Origin of the sequence: Pseudomonas sp. PA15(2017), from assembly GCF_001945395.1 — a bacterium.
Lineage (GTDB): Bacteria > Pseudomonadota > Gammaproteobacteria > Pseudomonadales > Pseudomonadaceae > Aquipseudomonas.
This window is the reverse complement of sequence record NZ_MSXV01000060.1, coordinates 42,804-59,979: the sequence shown is the minus strand read 5'-3', so window position 1 is coordinate 59,979 and position 17,176 is coordinate 42,804. Positions and strand designations below refer to the sequence as shown.

Sequence of the window (17,176 nt, the reverse complement as noted above, 5' to 3'; positions counted from 1 at the left end):
CTCGACAAAGCCTGCGGCGGGCCTTATTGTCCCGCCAGGCCACCCCATGTGGCCAACGTCGCTCGGACGGTTCCGGGCGCTTACGTCTCTCGAGGAAAGCATGGCTGACCAGGCTTCGCGCCGCTTTGCGCGCATCGATCGTCTCCCCCCTTACGTTTTCAACATCACCGCTGAACTGAAGATGGCCGCCCGCCGCCGTGGCGAGGACATCATCGATCTGAGCATGGGCAACCCCGACGGTGCCACCCCGCCGCACATCGTGGAAAAGCTGGTGCAGGTCGCCCAGCGCGAAGACACCCATGGTTACTCCACTTCCCGCGGTATTCCGCGCCTGCGCCGGGCCATTTCGCACTGGTACAAGGATCGCTACGAGGTCGACATCGACCCGGAAAGCGAAGCCATCGTCACCATCGGCTCCAAGGAAGGCCTGGCGCACTTGATGCTGGCCACCCTGGATCATGGCGATACCGTGCTGGTGCCCAACCCCAGCTACCCGATCCACATCTACGGCGCGGTGATCGCGGGTGCCCAGGTGCGTTCGGTGCCATTGGTGCCGGGCGTGGATTTCTTCATCGAGCTGGAGCGGGCGATCCGCGAGAGCATTCCCAAGCCGAAGATGATGATTCTCGGCTTTCCGTCCAACCCGACCGCACAGTGCGTGGAGCTGGACTTCTTCGAGCGCGTGGTGGCCCTGGCCAAGCAGTACAACGTGCTGGTGATCCACGACCTGGCCTATGCCGACATCGTCTACGATGGCTGGAAAGCCCCGTCGATCATGCAGGTGCCGGGCGCCAAGGACATTGCCGTGGAGTTCTTCACCCTGTCCAAGAGCTACAACATGGCCGGCTGGCGGATCGGTTTCATGGTCGGCAACCCGGAGCTGGTCAACGCCCTGGGGCGGATCAAGAGCTACCACGACTACGGCACCTTCACCCCGCTGCAGGTCGCGGCCATCGCCGCCCTGGAAGGCGACCAGCAATGCGTGCGCGACATCGCCGAGCAATACCGCCAGCGCCGCAACGTGCTGGTCAAGGGCCTGCACGAGCTGGGCTGGATGGTCGAGAACCCCAAGGCCTCGATGTACGTATGGGCGAAGATTCCCGAGGCCTACGCCCAGCTTGGCTCCCTGGAGTTCGCCAAGAAGCTGCTGGCCGAAGCCAAGGTCTGCGTGTCGCCGGGCATCGGCTTCGGTGACTATGGTGACGATCACGTGCGCTTCGCGCTGATCGAGAACCAGGACCGCATCCGCCAGGCGGTACGCGGCATCAAGGCCATGTTCCGCGCCGATGGGCTGATCGACGCGCCTGCCGCGAAAACCCCGCGCAAGGCCAGCGAAGCAGGCTGACCGCTACGGCGCGGCACCGCAAGAGTGCCGCGCCGCGTTATGATCGGCGCTCACCCCGCAGACGAGCGCGCCATGCAGGACCTCGGCAACTACCCGCACATTCGCCAGTCGGCCATCCGTTCGCTGTTCGAGATCTTCGAGCAATCCAGCGAAGGCACCATCATCGTCGACCGCGACGCCCATATCGTCTGGATGAACGAGCGCTACGCCCAGCGCTTCGGCCTGCAAAGCGCCAGCGAAGCCATCGGCCGTCCCTGCGAAAGCGTGATCCCCGGCAGCCTGTTGCGCGATGTGGTGAACAGCGGCCGGCCGATTCTGCTGGACATGATGGACACGCCCCGCGAACCGCTGGTGGTCATGCGCCTGCCCATCCATGACGACGCTGGCCAGGTGATCGGCGCCATCGGCTTCGCCCTGTTCGACGAACTGCAATCGCTGTCACCGCTGCTGACCCGCTACCAACGCATGCAGCAGGAACTGGCCTCGACCCGCTCGCAGCTCAAGTCGCGCCAGGCCAAGTACAGCTTCGCCCAGTTCATCGGTACCAGCGCCCGCAGCCTGGAGGTCAAGCGCCTGGCAAGGCGCAGCGCGACCAGCGACTCGGCGGTATTGCTGCTAGGCGAGACCGGTACCGGCAAGGAGCTACTGGCCCATGCCATTCACAATGCCTCGCCGCGGGCCAGCAGGCCGTTCGTCAGCCTGAACACCGCGGCGATTCCGGAAACGCTGCTGGAAGCGGAATTCTTCGGTACCGCACCGGGCGCCTTTACCGGCGCCGACCGCAAGGGACGGGCCGGCAAGCTCCAGATCGCCCACGGTGGAACGCTGTTTCTCGACGAGATCGGCGATATGCCACTGCCCCTGCAAAGCAAGTTGCTGCGGGTGCTGCAGGAGAAAGAATTCGAGCCGGTGGGCTCCAACGAGGTGCTGCGCAGCGACGTTCGGCTGATCGCCGCCACCTCTATCGACCTTGAAACCGCGGTGCGCAAAGGCACCTTTCGCGCCGACCTGTACTACCGGCTCAACGTGCTGACTATCGCCGTGCCGCCATTGCGCGAGCGCCTGGAAGACCTGCCGGCGCTCTGCGAAGCGATCTTCGATGCACTGCAGGGTCGCCACGAGCTGCATCCGGATGCCATCGCGCTGCTCGGTCGCCATGCCTGGCCGGGCAACGTGCGCGAGCTGCACAACGTGCTGGAACGGGCCTGCCTGCTCAGCGATGACAGCGTGCTCGACCATAAGGCCGTCGCCACCGCGATCGGCACTCTGCATCCGTTGCCAGAAACCCAGGACATCGTTGCGCAAACCGATGAAGTCGAAGACTTCCATCAGGCCCGCGCCAACTTCGAACGGGAGCTGATCCGCAAAGCGCTGACTGCCACCGCAGGCGATGTGCCGCAAGCCGCGCGGCGCCTGGGCTTGGGGCGTTCCACCCTGTACCGAAAGATGCTCGAGCTGGGTCTTTCGTCCTGATTGCGGGACTCGTCCCATTTTCGGAATTAACGTGAATACCACGCTGATCGGGGTCAACCCACTGTTTCCGTCCTGAAGTTGGGACAAGCAAAGTAGCGCATTACCACTAGATAAATAAAACCCTTTTAATTCAGTAACTTAAAAACTGGCACAGAACTCGCTATAGCCAGGCTGCGGGCTCACCCGCCGCCGACAACAAAAACAAAAGCGCCCACAGCGCCTGAGCGAATTACTCGAAGGCTAACGGCAGCCTGTCGATTCGCCGCGTTGCAGGGTCAGGAGATCGTCGATGAGTGTCATCATCGCCCTCGCTGCACTGGCTTTACTGATGCTGGCTGCCTACCGCGGCTACAGCGTCATTCTCTTCGCCCCCATCGCTGCGCTCGGCGCGGTACTGCTCACCGATCCCAGCGCCGTGGCGCCCGCGTTCACCGGGGTGTTCATGGAGAAGATGGTCGGTTTCATCAAGCTCTACTTACCGGTGTTCCTGCTCGGCGCCGTGTTCGGCAAGTTGATCGAGCTGTCCGGCTTCTCGCGCTCGATCGTCGCCACCGCCATTCGCCTGCTGGGTACCGGCCAGGCGATGCTGGTGATCGTGCTGGTGTGCGCCCTGCTCACCTACGGCGGCGTATCGCTGTTCGTGGTAGTGTTCGCGGTCTACCCGTTCGCCGCCGAGATGTTTCGCCAGAGCAACATTCCCAAGCGGCTGATTCCGGCGACCATCGCCCTCGGCGCGTTCAGCTTCACCATGGACGCCCTGCCCGGCACCCCGCAGATCCAGAACATCATCCCCACCACCTTCTTCAACACCACCGCCTGGGCCGCGCCCTGGCTGGGGCTGATCGGCAGCCTGTTCGTGCTCGGGGTGGGCATGCTCTATCTGCGCCGCCAGCTGAACAAGGCGCTGCGCGCTGGCGAAGGCTATGGCACCGAGCTGCGCAACGAGCCGGAAACCCCGGATGACATCAAGCTGCCCAGCCCGTGGCTGGCAATCGCGCCGCTGATCCTGGTGGGTGTGGCCAACCTGCTGTTCACCCACTGGATTCCTCAGGTCTACGGGCCGACCCACAGCCTGCAACTGGCCGGTATGGCCGCGCCGCTGCAGACCGACGTCAGCAAGCTCACCGCCATCTGGGCCGTGCAGGCCGCGCTGCTGCTGGGCATCCTGATGGTGCTGGTCAGCGCCTTCGGGGTGATCCGCGAAAAGCTCGCCGAAGGCACCAAGAGCGCCGTCGGCGGCTCGCTGCTGGCGGCGATGAACACCGCGTCGGAATACGGCTTTGGCGCGGTGATCGCCTCGCTGCCAGGCTTCCTGATCCTGGCCGATGCGCTCAAGGGCATCCCCGATCCGCTGGTCAACGAGGCGGTGACGGTCACCTTGCTGGCCGGCATCACCGGCTCGGCTTCGGGCGGCATGAGCATCGCCCTGGCGGCCATGTCCGACACCTTCATCGCCGCAGCCAACGCTGCCAACATTCCCCTGGAAGTCATGCACCGCGTCGCCTCCATGGCCAGCGGCGGCATGGATACCCTGCCCCACAACGGCGCAGTGATCACCCTGCTGGCGGTCACCGGGCTGACCCACCGCGAAGCCTACAAGGACATCTTCGGGATCACGATCATCAAGACCCTCGCAGTGTTTTTCGTGATCGGCGTCTTCTACACCACCGGCATCGTTTAGTTTTCGTGAGAGGCGCGGCTCGCTGCGCACTTAAGGAGTTGATATGAACCTCAAAGGCAAGACCGCATTGGTCACCGGCTCCACCAGCGGCATCGGCCTGGGTATCGCCCAGGTGCTGGCCGAAGCCGGCGCCGATCTGCTGCTCAATGGTTTCGGCGACGCTCGGGTGGCCATCGACAGCGTGGCCGCATCTGGCGGCAGGGTGCTTCACCATCCCGCGGACATGAGCGACCCGCAGCAGATTGAAGCGATGATCGCCTACGCCGAGCGTGAGTTCGGCGCCATCGACATTCTGGTCAACAACGCCGGCATCCAGCACGTTTCGCCCGTGGAGCATTTCGCCCCGGAACGCTGGGACGCGATCATCGCCATCAACCTGTCCTCGGCCTTCCACACCACCCGCGTGGCGCTGCCCGGCATGCGTCAGCGCAACTGGGGGCGCATCGTCAATATCGCCTCGGCCCACGGCCTGGCCGCCTCTGCCGGCAAGAGCGCCTACGTGGCGGCCAAACATGGGCTGGTCGGTTTGAGCAAATCGGTGGCGTTGGAAACCGCCACCACCGGCATCACCTGCAACGCCATTTGCCCCGGCTGGGTGCTGACGCCTCTGGTGCAGGCGCAGATCGATGCGCGCGCCGCCGAAAGCGGTGACAGCGAGGGTGAGCGGCGCAATCTGCTCGCCGAAAAACAGCCCTCGCTGGAATTCGTCACGCCCCGGCAGCTCGGTGAGCTGGCGCTGTTCCTGTGCAGCGACGCCGCGGCCCAAGTACGCGGCGCGGCCTGGAACATGGATGGCGGTTGGCTGGCGCAGTAACGCGCTAGACTGCAGCCCAAACGACAAGAACCAAGAGGTAACCCCATGCAGCAACCGCTTTGGACCCCCACGGCAGCCCGCATCGGCAGCACCCGGATGGACGCTTTTCGGCGCTTCGTCAACCAGCGCCATGGCCTGGAGCTGGTCGATTACCCGGCGCTGCACGCCTGGAGCGTGAGCGAGCGCGAGGCGTTCTGGCAGGCCATCGTCGAAGTCTTCGACGTGCGCTTCGACCAGGCGCCGCGGGCGGTACTCGAAGAAGGCGCGGCGATGCCCAGCGCCCACTGGTTCCCCGGTGCCACGCTGAACTTCGCCGAGCATCTGTTGCGCCGCCGTGACGATCACCCGGCCATCATCGCCATCGGCGAAGACGGCAGCCGCGAGCAACTCAGTTACGCACAACTGGCCACTCACGTCGCCGGTTTGCAACGCAGCCTGCGTGCCGCTGGCGTGGGCGTCGGCGACCGGGTTGCGGCCTTTATGCCCAATACCTGGCAAACCCTGGTCGGTATGCTCGCCACCGCCAGCCTCGGTGCCACCTGGTCGAGCTGTTCGCCGGACTTCGGCACTCAAGGGGTGATCGACCGGTTCGGGCAGATCGAGCCCAAGGTGCTGATCGCCTGCGCGGGCTACCGCTACGCCGGCAAGAACCTCGACCTGAGCGACAAGCTCAACGAGATTCTCACCCACCTGCGGGGCCTGCAGCAGTTGGTGGTCGTGCCCTATGCCAACACTGGCTGCCAGGCCGACGACTTCAAGACTCAGGCACAAGTTGCCTGCTGGGAGGATTTCTACCAGGCCCAGGGCGAGCCGACCTTTACCCCGGTGCCGTTCGCGCACCCGCTATATATCCTCTACTCCAGCGGCACCACCGGCGTGCCCAAGTGCATCGTCCATGGCGCTGGCGGCACGCTGCTGCAGCACGTCAAGGAGCTCGGCCTGCACAGCGACGTAACGGCCGAGGACATCCTGTTCTACTACACCACCTGTGGCTGGATGATGTGGAACTGGCTGGTTTCCGGCCTGGCCCTGGGCGCCACCCTGGTGCTGTACGACGGCTCGCCGTTCCACCCCGAACCCACGCGGCTGGTCGACCTGATCGATGCCGAGGGCATCAGCGTGTTCGGCACCAGCGCCAAGTTCATCGCCGCCCTGGAAAAGGCCGGTGCCAAACCGCGCGAAACTCACGAGTTGCGTCGCCTCAAGGCGATTCTCTCTACCGGTTCGCCCCTGACCCACGAAAGCTTCGACTACGTGTACCGCGACATCAAGGCCGATGTCTGCCTGTCGTCCATTTCCGGGGGCACCGACATCGTCTCGTGCTTCGCCCTCGGCAACCCGGTTTCACCGGTGTACCGCGGGGAAATACAGTGCAAAGGCCTGGGCATGGACGTGCAGGTGTGGGACGACGCCGGCAACGCGGTGATCGGCGAGAAAGGCGAACTGGTCTGCGCCAGGCACTTCACCTCCATGCCGGTGGGCTTCTGGAACGACGCCGACGGCGAGAAGTTTCACAGCGCCTACTTCGAGACCTTTCCCGGCGTCTGGGCTCACGGTGACTACGCCGAACAAACGCCTACCGGCGGGCTGATCATCCACGGCCGTTCCGACGCCGTGCTCAACCCCGGCGGCGTGCGCATCGGCACGGCCGAGATCTACCGCCAGGTGGAAAAGGTCGAGCAGGTGCTCGAATCCATCGCCATCGGCCAGGAATGGGACGGCGACGTGCGCGTGGTGCTGTTCGTGCGCCTGCGCGATGGCGTGACGCTTGACGAATGGCTGCAGAAGCAGATCTGCCAGGTTATCCGCGCCAACACCACGCCGCGTCACGTGCCTGCGCGCATCGTTGCGGTGGCCGACATTCCACGCACCATCAGCGGCAAGATCGTCGAGCTGGCGGTGCGCAACGTGGTGCATGGCAAACCGGTGAAGAACACCGATGCCCTGGCCAATCCCCAGGCGCTGGAGCTGTATCGCGACCTGCCGCAACTGCAGCACTGACCCTATTGCCCGGGCCCGCCACCCGGGCAATCACGCCCCGACGGCAACTCGTCGCTTTTGCTGGCCAATGGTCATGGGCTCGCGGATATCCCGCCAGGCAGTTCCTATACTCATGGCATAACACCAAGGGATGCCTACGTTGCGCCTGCTCACCTGCCTGTTGCCATTGCTGCTGTGCTGCTCGGCAGTCGCCGAACCGCGCACCATCCAGCTGTTCATGCCAGACGCTCCACCCTTGGCGTTGCAACGCGAGGATGGCCACGGCATTACCGGCGACGCCGCCATCATGGCGCTGCAGCGTGCCGGCTACCGCGTGGCACTGCAGAACATGCCCTGGCCCAGAGCCCAGAGGCGCACCCAGGAACTGCACGATGCGTTGATCGTGCCCCTGTCCAGAACCACCGAGCGCGAGGCCCTCTACACCTGGGTGGTCAATATCCAGCCGTTATACCGCGCCTTCTTCACCCTTGACGACCCGGTTGCCAGCCTGGAGGAGGCGCGCCAGCGCTATCACCTGGTGGCCGTCGGCCTGGGTTCGGCTCAGGAAGAAATCCTCAGGCGCGCCGGCTTCACGCCTGATCAGTTGTATGCCCTGAAACTAGGCGACCGGCCGATTCAGCTGGTCAGACGCGGCCGGGTGGACGCCTGGTTCACCACCGATCTGGAAGGCCGCCACCAGTGGGACGACGGGCCGGCGCTGGCCATGAGTGCCCTGCTCGCGCCACAGGATATGTTCATCGCCTGCTCGCTGCTGCGACCCGCTCCTGGTTCGACCCGTCCACGACGCCCTCGAAGGTATGCGCGCCGACGGCAGCCTGCAGCGCATTATCGAACGCTACGTGCCCAACCGCTAAGGGCCACCGCCAAGAACCTGCTGATAGTCATTCATGGCAGGTAAGTGGCGAAAATGGACGGCCGACAGCCACTTGTGGGAACGGGCCATGCCCGTGATTTTTCGCGGGCATGGCCCGTTCCCACAATGAATCAGTCATGACCGTTATTGCCTTGTTGTTGCCGCTTCAGACGCGCAAGAATCGTGAATAGACTCCAAGGCGGTTGCCGCAGTGAGGCTTTGCTGCTGGAATGCAGCACCGCCTCACAGGAGCCTCCCATGCCCAGCTATCAGGACCTTATCGCCATCGGCGAGCGCTTCGAGGCCTTCGCCAGCCGCGGCCTGCCTGCCGAAATAGAGACAGTACGAACTGCCCAGGCACTGCTCAGTCGGGCCGACGCGCTGAGCGCCGAGACACATCAGCGCGCGGCAGCCATCCAAGGCCGCTACCACCTGCTCGCTGCCGGCGAAATGTGGTGCCCGGACTGCCAGCTCAATCTCGCCGCGATTGACCACCTGCAGCACCTGCAGCCCCAGGTGGGCCTGGCGATCATATCCAAGGCCCGCGCCGAGCAGGCGTTGAAAACACCGCTGAAGCTTGAGCGCATCTCGATTCCGCTGGTGCTGGTACTCGACGACGAGTTCGAGCTGATCGGCCGTTTCGTCGAGCAGCCGCAAGCGGTAGTCGAAGGCGGCGAAGCGGTGAAAGCTGACTACCGCGCCGGCCGCTATCTGGCCAGCACGCTGACCGATCTGCTGAGCATCATCGAAGCCCACGAGAGCCTGGTCTCGACTAGAGGATTTTCAGCATTGCGTGGAGATCCATGAACAGCCTTCCGTCGACTGAAGCGATTACATTAGCCAAGATTCGCCGAAAGCCACGGCTTAACTGGGCCGTATAAACGGCGCCATTTAGCTGGCGCTGCGGATACTGGCACAATACGCGCCCGAGAACTGAGGAACCTGTCATGACAAAGGCAATGGCCCGACACATTCTGGTCAAGACCGAGGCGCAAGCCGCTGCTCTGAAAAAGCGCATTGCAGGCGGCGAGGCCTTCGACATCCTGGCGCGCAAGTACTCGACCTGCCCGTCCGGCAAGAAAGGCGGCGACCTGGGCGAGGTACGGCCCGGACAGATGGTGCGGGTGATCGATCAGGTGATCTTCAAGAAACCGTTGCGCGACGTGCACGGGCCGATCAAGAGCCAGTTCGGTTATCACCTGGTGCAAGTGTTCTTTCGCGACTGATCGCGTTCTATGCATAGGCACAATCGGTCTGCTACAGCCGGTCGCCAGGGGCTGCGCCGTTCCTTTCAAGGTGGCAGGATGGACGCCAACGCTGCGAAAGGAGAAAAAGGATGACGTTTGCACCCCTGGTAACAACCGACTGGCTGGCCAGCGAAGGCAATGCCCCGGACGTGGTGCTGTTCGACGCCAGCACCTACCTGCCCAACGAAGCGAAGAATGGCCGTGCCGAGTACCTGAAGGCGCACATTCCCGGCGCCCGCTTCTTCGATATCGACGCTTTTTCCGACCCCGACACCCCGCTGCCGCACACCGTACCGTCCCAGGGTCGCTTCGCGCGGCTGATCGGCGCCGAAGGCGTGGGCAACGACACCCGCGTGGTGGTCTACGACCAGAAGGGGCTGTTTTCCGCCGCCCGCGCCTGGTGGCTGTTTCGCTATTTCGGCCATCGGCAGGTCGCCGTGCTCGATGGCGGCTTGCCCAAATGGCTGGCCGAGCAGCGCGCCACTGAAGCCGGTGAACCGACAGCCGCCAGCGAACGCAGCTTCCAGGTCAAGGTGCACAGCCGCAAGGTACGGGGCCTGGGCGATGTGCTGGAGGCAATCGAGCGTGACGACACGCTGATTCTCGACGCCCGCGCCGCCAACCGCTTCGATGGCAGTACTGCCGAAGCGCGTCCGGGGGTCGCCTCTGGGCACATTCCCGGCAGCCAGAACCTGCCCTACAGTCGGCTTTTGCGCAGCGATCACACCCTGCAACCAGCGGATACCCTGCGTACCTTGTTCAGCGCCGCGGGTGTCGATGGCAAGAAGGCAGTGATCACCAGTTGCGGCAGCGGCGTTACCGCAGCGGTACTGCTGCTGGGCCTGGAAGTCGCCGGGCTGCCGGAAGGCGCCCTGTACGACGGCTCCTGGACCGAATGGGGCAGCCGCGCCGATACGCCAAAGGCCACTGGCGTGGTGTGACGCCCGAGCGCCCGCCCGGAACGGCGGGCGCTTAGCGCCTGCTCAAGATCTGCATGCCGGGTTTTATTTCCTTTAGCTGCAAAACGGCCATAAGCACCTGCTCATGATCTTTCTGGGCACATGCACACGTGCTGTTAAAAGGCGAAAGCAGAGATTGTTGTTTTACCGGTGGGAGCGGGCCATACCCGTGATTTTTCGCGGGCATGGCCCGCTCCCACAGATACTGCGCTGCTATAGCGCATTGGATTGATACAGCTCCGTCAGCGCCTCACCGCGTAACTGCGCCAGCTGTGGCGAGCGACGATCACGGGGACGCGGTAACGGCACCGCCAGCTCACGCTGCAAACGGCTGGGCGCACCGCCGAGAATCAGCACGCGATCGCTCAGGTAGAACGCCTCGTCCAGATCATGGGTGACCAGCAGCACGGCAATCCCGTAGCGGGCAGCCAGCTCGGCCACCAGGTCCTGCAATTTCATCCGCGTGAAGGCATCCACCGCGCTGAACGGTTCATCGAGCAGCAGCACCTGGGGTTTGCCGTACAGCGCCCGGGCAATCGCCACACGCTGCGCCTGGCCGCCGGACAACTGCTTGGGCAAGGCCTCACCGCGCCCCTGCAGGCCGACGTCACGCAGCAGTTGCTGTACCCATTTGTCCTCGGCGATCCAGCCATCGGCAAAGCCGACGTTCTGCGCCACGCTCAGCCAGGGCATCAGCCGCGGCTCCTGGAACACCACACCGATGCCGTTGCCACGCCCACGCGGCAGGTGTGCGCCGAGCTGCAAATCGCCCTGGTATTCACGATCCAGCCCCGCGGCGATGCGCAACAGGGTGCTCTTGCCGCAGCCGCTGGGGCCGAGCAGGCTGACCACTTCGCCGCTAGCGAGGCTCAGGCTGACGTCTTCGAGCACCCGCACATCGGCGAAGGCCTTATGAATATTGTGTAATTGCAGAAGCGTATTCATGCTCCGCCCTCCCCACCCTGATAGCTGTCGCGCCAGCGCAGGGCGCGGTTTTCCCAGGCTTTGAGCAAGCTGTCGCTGAGTTTTCCGAGCAGCGCCAGCAGCACAATGGCGGCGATCACCAGATCCGGGCGCGAGGTTTCCCGACCATCGCTGAGCAGGTAACCGAGGCCGCGGGTGGCGGCGATCAGTTCGGCGGCGACCAGGAACATCCAGCTCAGGCTCAGCGCGCCACGCAGACCGGTGAACAGGCTTGGCAGCGCGGCCGGCAAGAGAATGCGGCGCACCAGGGTCAGTGGCGGCAAGCCGTAGAGCTGCCCCACTTCCACCAGCTTGCGATCGATGTTGCGGATACCGGCTAGCAGCGCCAGGTACACCGGAAAGAATGCGCCGAGGGCGATCAGCACGATCTTTGGCGTTTCGTCGATGCCCAGCCAGAGCAGCAACAAGGGCACCCAGGCCAGGCTGGGAATCGCCCGCAGCGCCTGGAAGGTCGGTTCCAGATACGCCTCGGCACGCCGGCTCAGCCCGACCCAGGTACCGATGACGATGGCCAGCGCGGCGCCGATCACGAAGCCGGCCCCGACCCGCAGCAAGCTGGCGCCAAGGTGACGCCACAGCTCGCCGCTTTGCGCCAGGAGGTAGAGCGTTTGCGCCACTTGACTGGGCGCCGGCATCTGGTGGCTCGGCAGCACGCCGGTGCGCACCAGGGTTTCCAGCAGCGCCAGCAACAGCAGCGGCACCACCCAGCCACGCAGGTCGTTCAGCCGGGGCCGTGAGGTGGGCAGGCCGCGGCTGATGACGAACCCTAGCGCCCTCATCATCAGTTACCTGCCTTGGCCACGGAGCGCGCGATCACCTTGGCCGCCAACTGCGGCGTGATCAGCTGATCGACCACCCCGGCGACGTCGGTACCCGGGCGCACCAGCCCCTCTTCGAGCAGAATCTGGGCCGCCGCCTTCAGCGCGTTGACGTGTTCGGCGCCTGGCTGCGAGTTGCTGAAGTCGGTACGCGACAGCTGCAGCCTGGCGACTTCCAGCGGCAGCTTGGCTTCGTCGGCGAGCAACTGGGCCAAGGCATCCGGGTTGGCGATGGCCCACTGGCGGGCCTGCTCATAGGCGGCGATGACCTGCTCGATCAACGCTGGCTGCTGCTGGGCGAAGGTTTCGGTCACGCTGAGCACGCTGTAACTGTTGAAATCGCGATTGCGATACAGCAGGCGCGAGCCGGCCTGCAACTCGCTCGACGCCATCAGCGGGTCGAGCCCGGCCCAGGCCTGGACGTCACCACGCTCCAGGGCCACGCGGCCATCGGGGTGTTGCAGGTGAACGATCTCCACGTCGCTCTTGTTCAGCCCGGCTTTCTGCAGGCTCTGCAGCAGGAACAGGAAGGGATCGGTGCCCTTGGTGGCCGCCACCTTCTTGCCCTTGAGGTCAGCCACGGACTGGATCGGCGAATCCTTGGGCACCACCAGCGCCGTCCATTCCGGGCGGCTGGCCACGTAGACGGTCTTGATCGGCGCGCCATTGGCGCGGCTCAGCACTGCGGCCAGGCCGGCGGTCGAAGCGAAATCGGTGCTGCCACCATTGAGGTATTCCAGCGAGCGGTTGCTGCCCTGGCTGAAGACCCATTTGACGCTGATGCCCTGGGGTTCGAGCGCTTTTTCCAGCAAGCCTTGCTGCTTGAGCACCAAGCTGGTGGGCGCGTAGTAGGCGTAGTCCAGGCGTACTTCCTTGGGCGGGGCGGCGTGCGCGGCGGTGGGCAGCCAGGCAGCGAACAGGGCAGCGAGCCCGACACGCAAAGCGGTTTTTTTCATGATCTTGTTCCACATGAAGGACCGACCAGGTCGTTGCCGGGCCGATCAGAAATATCAATGGGGAACCTGTCCAAAGGATCGCGAGCTAGAGCAATGCAAGGCCTAGGAGGCCTCTTTTTAACGCAGCAGTGCCGACGCGCAGCAGACTTTGGGCTGGTTCGGTTACAGCAGCGTCAGGGTGTAGCTTAGAATCAGGCGATTTTCATCGGCATCGGTGGCGACGTTGCCGCGCTGTGTCGCATTGCGCCAGGACACGCCCAGGCCCTTGAGCGGGCCGTCGAGCAGGGTGTAATCCAGGCGCAGGTCGCGCTCCCATTCCTTGAGGTCACCGCTGGCGGAATCGACGTTGTCACCCTTGAGGTAGGCGACGCTGGCCTTCAGGCCCGGCACGCCGATCTTGGCGAAATCGTAGGCGTATTCGGCCACCCAGGTGCGCTCGCCGGCACTGGCGAACTTGCCGATCTGCCGGTCGGTGATCAGGTAGGACGACGAGCCGCCGCCCTGGTTGAGGAACGGGAAGGCGCTGTCGCCTTCGACCTGCTGATAGCCCAGGCCGGCGGAATGGCCGCCCAGGGTGTAGGTGAACAAGGCACTCCAGGTCTGATTATCCACCTCGCCGGTGGTCACGCCATTGCCGTAGTAGCCGGTGCTGGTGTAACCCTGGGCACGGCCCGCGGCACTGCCGTTCTTGCCATCGGAATTGCTGTCGAAGTAACGCAGGTCGCTCTTCAGCGAACCCGGCCCGATGGCCCAGTTGTGTACCAGCCCAAGGAAGTGCTGTTTGTAGAAGTCTTCCAGATTGCCGTAGTAGTACTGCAGCGTCAGGTCCTTGGTGGCCTTCCAGTCGCCGCCGGCGAAGTAGAACTTGTTGGTATCGGCCTCGCCCGAGGCGCCAGCGATACGCAGGCCGATGTCGTCGGTGGAACTGCGGGTCTTGGTACTTTCCAGTTGGCCGGCGGTCAGGGTCAGGCCGTCGATCTCGCTGGAGGTCACCTGCCCGCCTTCGAAGGTCTGTGGCAGCAGGCGGCCATCGTTGAAGATCACCACCGGCAGCTTGGGCTGCAGGGTGCCGATGCGTGCCTCGGTCTTGGAGAGACGCAGCTTGGCGGTCACGCCAGCCTTGCTGTAGTCGTCCACCGCGCTGCCGTCGCTATCGAGCGGGAACAGCTGGCCCGGGGTGCGATCACGGCCGGCCTTGCCAGCCCGGCCACCGGAATCGAGTTTCACGCCGAGCAGGCCGATGGCATCGACGCCAAAGCCGACGGTGCCCTGGGTGAACCCGGAGGCGTAGTTGAAAATGAAGCCCTGCCCCCACTCCTGCGCCTCGCCATTGTTGTTGGCGGTGTTCTTGGTGTTGAAGTCGTAATAGAAATTGCGCAGGCCGATGCTGGCCTTGCTGTCCTCGATGAAGCCAGCGGCGCTGGCTTCGGTGGCCAGAGCGGCCAGGGCGACGGCCAATGCCAGGGTGGACTTGTTCATGCTCGATGCTCCAGTGCAGGGATGTGCTGTTATGAACGGGCACGGCACAGGGGCTCGACATCGCCGACACGAAGACGTTGGCAGAGAGCCCCTGATTCGGGCCCGATGCGGTGGTCCGCTGTCGGCTGGTGACTAATTTACGAGAGGCTTGGTAATCCCGAAAAAGAATTATTTTTCACTTTGTAGTAACTATTTTGCATATGCGCCAGCCAGGGTCATCGACCTAAGCTAATATCCAAAAATTATTTATTAATCATTTTTTATATCGATTAGCTTCTCATCACCGGACCACCGGACTTCTATCGCTCATTCATGAAGTACGTGTGATCGTCCCCTGCATGGCCGCCACGCGTTTTCGCCGAGGCCCTGCCATGTCATTACCGCATATCCTGCACCGCTCCATCACTGTCTTGTTATTGAGTCTCGGTATGGCGGCCGCGCCACTTGCCAATGCTGCCGAACAGCTGCGTATCGGCTACCAGAAGTCGTCGACCCTGATCAGCCTGCTGAAGAGCCAGGGCACCCTGGAAAAGGCGCTGGCGGATCAGGACGTCACCATCAGCTGGCACGAGTTCCCCAGCGGTCAGCCGCTGCTGGAATCGCTCAATGTCGGTAATATCGACCTGTCCGCGGATGTCGCCGACACCGTGCCGGTATTCGCCCAGGCAGCCGGCGCCGACCTCGCCTACTTCGCCCAGGAGGCGCCCTCGCCTCACGCCCAGGCCATCGTGGTGCGCGAGGACTCAACGATCAAAACCCTGGCCGATCTCAAGGGCAAGAAGGTCGCCGTCACCAAGGCGGCTGGCGTGCACTACCTGCTGATCGCCGCGCTCGCCAAGGCGGGCCTGAAGTTCAGCGACATCGAGCCGGCCTACCTGACGCCCGCCGACGGCCGCGCTGCCTTCGAAAATCGCAAGGTCGATGCCTGGGTGACCTGGGAGCCCTTTCTCAGCGGCGCCCAACAGCAACTGCCCACACGCCTCCTCGCCGATGGCGAAGGCCTGGCCGACTACCAGCGCTATTACCTGACCAGCGCCAGCTTCGCCAGGAATCACCCGCAGGTGCTGCAGATCGTCTTCGCCGAGCTGGTGAAGACCGGTGACTGGCTGCGCGCCAACCCGCGCCAGGGCGCCGAGGTGCTCGGCCCGCTGTGGGGCAACCTGGACCCGACCATCGTCGAGAAGGCCAACGCCAAGCGCAGCTATCAGGTACGCCTGGTCAAGCCTGACAGCCTTGCCGAGCAACAGAAGATCGCCGATGCCTTCCTCGCTGCTGGCCTCTTGCCAAAGGCCGTGGACGCGCGCCAGGTGAACATTTGGAGCCCGGCACCATGAGCAGCCAAGCCCTCGCTCATTCCAGGCAAGCGGAAGAACCGTTGTTCGCCGCGCATCTGTTCCCCGCGGACTTCGGCAGCCGCAGCGCGACCGTCGAACACCTGGCCCGGCAGTTGGCCGCCAGCGCCGTGGAACGAGACCGTGCCGGCGGCAGCGCCCAGGCCGAACGCGAGCTGCTGCGCGGCAGTGGCCTGCTGACCCTCGCCGTGCCCCAGCAATACGGCGGTCAGGGCGTGGCCTGGCCGGAGATCTACCGCATCGTGCGCTACCTCGCCGCCGCCGACAGCTCGCTCGCCCACCTGTTCGCCTTCCAGCATTTGCAGGTGGCGACCATCCAGCTGTTCGGCAGCCCCGAGCAGCAACGTCACTGGCTGGGCCGCAGCGCGCAGGAAAACTGGTTCTGGGGCAATGCCACCAATGGTCGCGACGTCGGGCTGCACCTCACCCAGCGCGAGGAGCACTTCGAGCTCAATGGCAGCAAGTCGTTCTGCTCCGGCGCCCTGGGCGCCGATGCCCTGGTGATCGGCGTGCAGCGCAGCAAGAAGCCCGATGACCGGGTGTTCCTCGTGCTGCCCAGCCAGCGCGAAGGCCTGGCGGTGAATCAGGACTGGGACGGCTTCGGCCAGCGCCAGACCGACAGCGGCACCGTACAGTTCGAGCAGGTATTCGTGGACAGCAGCGAATTGCTCGGCCCCGTGGGCCCCAGCCCGCGCACCACCCTGCGCTCGTGCCTGTCGCAGCTGATCCTCACCCAGCTCTACCTGGGTAATGCCCAGGGCGCACTGGACGCTGCGCTGCGCTACACCCGCGAACAGAGCCGCCCCTGGCCGGCCTCCGGCGTGGCCCAGGCCAGCGATGACCCATTCATACAGCAACGCTACGGTGAGCTGTGGCTGCGTTATCGCGCCGCGCTGCCCCTAGCCGAACAGGCCGCGCAACGCTTGCAGAACGCTTGGGAAAAGTCGGCGCTTACCGCTGCAGAACGCGCCGAGGTTGCCCTGGCCATCAGCGAGGCGAAGGTGGTGGCAGTACGCGCAGCACTGGATATCACCAGCCAGATCTTCGAGAACATGGGCGCCCGCGCCACCAGCTCGCGCTACGGCTTCGACCGCTTCTGGCGCAACGTACGGGTGCACAGCCTGCACGACCCCATCGATTACAAGGTGCGCGATCTCGGTCACTGGCTGCTCAGCGGCCAGGGTCCGCAGCCCTCGCTGTACAGCTGATCGCGC

The 17,176-nt window shown here is 64.3% G+C and carries 15 protein-coding genes; 11 read left to right on the top strand and 4 right to left on the bottom strand.

From position 1 onward, the window contains the following. Positions 1 to 100 precede the first annotated feature (100 nt). From alaC to sseA, 9 genes are all read left to right on the top strand, one after another. The gene (gene alaC, locus BVH03_RS25540) at positions 101 to 1,345 is read left to right on the top strand and encodes an alanine transaminase (RefSeq protein WP_075963806.1); all 1,245 of its coding nucleotides are present in this window, start codon (positions 101 to 103) and stop codon (positions 1,343 to 1,345) included. A gap of 72 nt (positions 1,346 to 1,417) precedes the next feature. After that, positions 1,418 to 2,818: a sigma-54-dependent Fis family transcriptional regulator gene (locus BVH03_RS25535; protein WP_075963825.1), complete on the top strand. Its 1,401-nt coding sequence runs from the start codon at positions 1,418 to 1,420 to the stop codon at positions 2,816 to 2,818. A 289-nt stretch (positions 2,819 to 3,107) separates the two neighbouring features. Then, entirely contained in the window at positions 3,108 to 4,499 is a 1,392-nt protein-coding gene (locus BVH03_RS25530; protein ID WP_075963805.1) for a GntP family permease, read from the top strand. A gap of 43 nt (positions 4,500 to 4,542) precedes the next feature. Beyond that, positions 4,543 to 5,313, top strand: a complete 771-nt coding sequence (locus BVH03_RS25525; protein WP_075963804.1) for a 3-hydroxybutyrate dehydrogenase — start codon at positions 4,543 to 4,545, stop codon at positions 5,311 to 5,313. Positions 5,314 to 5,358: 45 nt separating this feature from the next. Then, positions 5,359 to 7,314, top strand: coding sequence for an acetoacetate--CoA ligase (locus BVH03_RS25520; protein WP_075963803.1), 1,956 nt, complete (start codon positions 5,359 to 5,361; stop codon positions 7,312 to 7,314). 139 nt (positions 7,315 to 7,453) lie between these two features. After that, the gene (locus tag BVH03_RS25515) at positions 7,454 to 8,212 is read left to right on the top strand and encodes an ABC transporter substrate-binding protein (protein WP_083640171.1); all 759 of its coding nucleotides are present in this window, start codon (positions 7,454 to 7,456) and stop codon (positions 8,210 to 8,212) included. A 213-nt stretch (positions 8,213 to 8,425) separates the two neighbouring features. Continuing rightward, positions 8,426 to 8,974, top strand: a complete 549-nt coding sequence (locus tag BVH03_RS25510) for a thioredoxin family protein (RefSeq protein WP_075963802.1) — start codon at positions 8,426 to 8,428, stop codon at positions 8,972 to 8,974. A gap of 140 nt (positions 8,975 to 9,114) precedes the next feature. Further along, positions 9,115 to 9,393, top strand: a complete 279-nt coding sequence (locus BVH03_RS25505) for a peptidylprolyl isomerase (protein WP_075963801.1) — start codon at positions 9,115 to 9,117, stop codon at positions 9,391 to 9,393. Positions 9,394 to 9,503: 110 nt separating this feature from the next. Further along, positions 9,504 to 10,355, top strand: coding sequence for a 3-mercaptopyruvate sulfurtransferase (sseA, locus tag BVH03_RS25500; RefSeq protein WP_075963800.1), 852 nt, complete (start codon positions 9,504 to 9,506; stop codon positions 10,353 to 10,355). Positions 10,356 to 10,586: 231 nt separating this feature from the next. On the opposite strand, the gene BVH03_RS25495 is transcribed toward sseA, so the two are convergent. From BVH03_RS25495 to BVH03_RS25480, 4 genes are all read right to left on the bottom strand, one after another. Continuing rightward, positions 10,587 to 11,318 (bottom strand): ABC transporter ATP-binding protein, encoded by a 732-nt coding sequence (locus BVH03_RS25495; protein ID WP_075963799.1) that lies wholly within the window; start codon positions 11,316 to 11,318, stop codon positions 10,587 to 10,589. After that, positions 11,315 to 12,136 carry an ABC transporter permease gene (locus tag BVH03_RS25490; protein ID WP_075963824.1) on the bottom strand — a complete coding sequence of 274 codons (822 nt, stop codon included), beginning with the start codon at positions 12,134 to 12,136 and terminating at the stop codon, positions 11,315 to 11,317. The genes BVH03_RS25495 and BVH03_RS25490 overlap by 4 nt, the downstream gene beginning before the upstream one ends. Before the next feature lie 2 nt (positions 12,137 to 12,138). Next, a complete protein-coding gene (locus tag BVH03_RS25485; protein WP_075963798.1) occupies positions 12,139 to 13,131 on the bottom strand; it encodes an aliphatic sulfonate ABC transporter substrate-binding protein in 993 nt (330 codons plus the stop codon). Between the two features lie 162 nt (positions 13,132 to 13,293). Continuing rightward, positions 13,294 to 14,610: an OprD family porin gene (locus BVH03_RS25480; RefSeq protein ID WP_075963797.1), complete on the bottom strand. Its 1,317-nt coding sequence runs from the start codon at positions 14,608 to 14,610 to the stop codon at positions 13,294 to 13,296. A 371-nt stretch (positions 14,611 to 14,981) separates the two neighbouring features. Here BVH03_RS25480 and BVH03_RS25475 point away from each other — a divergent pair, with 371 nt between their 5' ends. Further along, positions 14,982 to 15,944 carry an aliphatic sulfonate ABC transporter substrate-binding protein gene (locus BVH03_RS25475; protein ID WP_075963823.1) on the top strand — a complete coding sequence of 321 codons (963 nt, stop codon included), beginning with the start codon at positions 14,982 to 14,984 and terminating at the stop codon, positions 15,942 to 15,944. Beyond that, positions 15,941 to 17,170 carry an acyl-CoA dehydrogenase family protein gene (locus tag BVH03_RS25470; RefSeq protein ID WP_075963796.1) on the top strand — a complete coding sequence of 410 codons (1,230 nt, stop codon included), beginning with the start codon at positions 15,941 to 15,943 and terminating at the stop codon, positions 17,168 to 17,170. The genes BVH03_RS25475 and BVH03_RS25470 overlap by 4 nt, the downstream gene beginning before the upstream one ends. Positions 17,171 to 17,176: the final 6 nt, after the last annotated feature.